This is a genomic window from Microbacterium sp. B24, from assembly GCF_000333415.1.
Taxonomy (GTDB): Bacteria; Actinomycetota; Actinomycetes; order Actinomycetales; family Microbacteriaceae; genus Microbacterium.
Genome location: NZ_BADB01000296.1, coordinates 1 through 2,159, shown reverse-complemented (window position 1 = coordinate 2,159; position 2,159 = coordinate 1). Strand labels below are relative to the sequence as shown.

Below are 2,159 nucleotides of genomic sequence, written 5' to 3'. Positions count from 1 at the left end.
AGCTCGGTCCCGGGGATCCTCTAGAGTCCTCCGGCGACGAGGATGCCGCCATCGACCGCCTCGACGAGCTGCTCGAGATCGCCCGCGACAGCCTCGTCGCCAAGCGCGCCGTCATCGCCCGCCACCTCGACGGCGGCCTCTTCCCCTACACGCAGCGCTACCTCGGCACGCTCGACAACCACTTCTCCACGATCGGCGTCAACGGCCTGAACGAGTACGTCCGCAACGTCACGCGCGATGCCGACGACATCACCACCGCACGCGGCATGAGGCTGGCCACGCGCCTGCTCGACCACGTCCGCGCGCGCATGGTCGAGTTCCAGGAGCAGACCGGGCACATGTTCAACCTCGAGGCCACGCCCGCCGAAGGAACGACCTACCGGTTCGCGAAGGAAGACATCGCGCGCCTTCCCGGCATCCGCCATGCGGGCACCGCCGACAATCCCTACTACACGAACTCGTCGCAGCTGCCCGTCGGCTACACGAGCGACCCCTTCCTGGCCATGCAGATGCAGGAGGCGCTGCAGGCGAAGTATACCGGCGGAACGGTGCTGCACCTCTACATGGGAGAAGCGATGCCGTCGGCCGAGGCCTGCCGCGAACTCGTCCGCCGGTCGCTGTCGCGCTTCCGACTGCCGTACATCACGGTGACACCCACCTTCTCGATCTGTCCCCGTCACGGCTACCGGTCCGGCCACCACGAGCAGTGCCCCGACTGCGGGGCCGCGTGCGAGGTGTGGACGCGCGTGATGGGTTACTTCCGGCCGATCGCCAGCTTCAACATCGGGAAGAAGGGCGAAGCTGAGGAGCGGGAGTACTTCTCCGCTGCCCTTCCCGCCGAGGAGGCGACATGGTCCGCACCGCTGCAGCCTGCGAACTGAACATCGCGGGGGTCACGGCGTTCTCGACCGTGGACTGGCCCGACATGATGACCGCGACGGTCTTCCTGCAGGGCTGCCCGTGGAACTGCTTCTATTGCCACAACCCGGCGCTCATCGATCCGCGGGCGGAGGGCGCCGTCACGTGGGCCGACGTCACCGACCTGCTCTGCGAACGGATGGGACTGCTCGATGGCGTCGTCTTCTCCGGCGGCGAGCCCACCCTGCAGCACGCGCTGGTTCCGGCGATGCAGATGGTGCGCACGCTCGGTTTCCGGGTGGGCCTGCACACCGCGGGCGCCTACCCGGGGCTGCTGGCTCGTGCGCTGCCCTACGTCGATTGGGTGGGACTGGACATCAAAGCCGTGCCCGACGACTACGCCACCGTCACCGGCCGCGCCCCCAGCGGCGGACACGCCTGGCGCTCGCTCGAACTCGTGCTCGGCAACCGGCTGCTGCGCGCCGGATCGGATCACCCGCTCGACTACGAGGTACGCACCACCGTGCACCCGGCGGCGATCGACGACGCGGGACTCCGCGAACTCGGATGCCGTCTCGCCGACGCGGGCGTCGACACGTGGGCCGTGCAGCGGTTCCGCGAGACGGGAGCGCGACAGCCACTGCCCCGCGTCAGCGCGACGGATGCCGAGGCTGCTCCCCTCCGCTTGGACGACCTGCCGGTGGAGCGGTTCCGCTCGCTGGTTATCCGCTGAGGGCGGGGCGGGAGCGAAGACGCGCGCTCAGCGCTGGCGACGCTCGCGCACCCGCATGTTGACGACGATCGGCGTGCCCTCGAAGCCGAAGATCTCGCGCAGGCGCCGCTGGATGAACCGGCGGTAGCCCGGGTCGAGGAACCCGGTGGTGAACAGCACGAACGTGGGCGGGCGGGTGCCCGCCTGCGTCCCGAACAGGATGCGGGGCTGCTTGCCGCCACGCAGCGGATGCGGGTGCTCCGCGATGAGCTCGGCGAGGAACGCGTTGAACTTTCCGGTCGGAATGCGCTGATCCCACGATTCGAGCGCCGTCTCCAGCGCCGGGACGAGCTTGTCGAGGTGGCGACCCGTGCGCGCGGAGATGTTCACGCGCGGAGCCCAGGCGACGTGCGCGAGGTCCTGCTCGATCTCGCGCTCCAGGTACCGGCGCCGGTCGGAGTTCTCCATGTCGTCGTCATTCAGACGATCCCACTTGTTGAAGGCCAGCACGAGCGCGCGGCCCGACTCGAGCACCAGGTCGATGATGTTGAGATCCTGCACGACTCTAGAGGATCCCCGGGACCGAGCT

General features: G+C 68.9%; 2 protein-coding genes and 1 pseudogene. 2 read left to right on the top strand and 1 reads right to left on the bottom strand.

Going from position 1 to position 2,159, the window contains the following annotated elements; genetic code table 11:
- Window positions 1-881: anaerobic ribonucleoside-triphosphate reductase (gene nrdD / locus I5I_RS07750; protein WP_036318243.1), on the top strand; the 881-nt coding region annotated here is incomplete at its 5' end.
- Window positions 851-1,591: an anaerobic ribonucleoside-triphosphate reductase activating protein gene (locus I5I_RS07745; RefSeq protein ID WP_036318242.1), complete on the top strand. Its 741-nt coding sequence runs from the start codon at window positions 851-853 to the stop codon at window positions 1,589-1,591. The genes nrdD and I5I_RS07745, both read left to right, overlap by 31 nt.
- A gap of 27 nt (window positions 1,592-1,618) precedes the next feature.
- Here the strand turns inward: I5I_RS07745 and I5I_RS07740 are convergent.
- Window positions 1,619-2,159: pseudogene (locus tag I5I_RS07740) on the bottom strand (ribosome biogenesis GTPase Der); the annotation flags it as partial.

What these genes read in the sequence shown, in the direction of transcription:
- I5I_RS07745 (WP_036318242.1), top strand. Translation starts at nt 851, where the DNA reads ATGGTCCGCACCGCTGCAGCCTGCGAACTGAACATCGCGGGGGTCACG.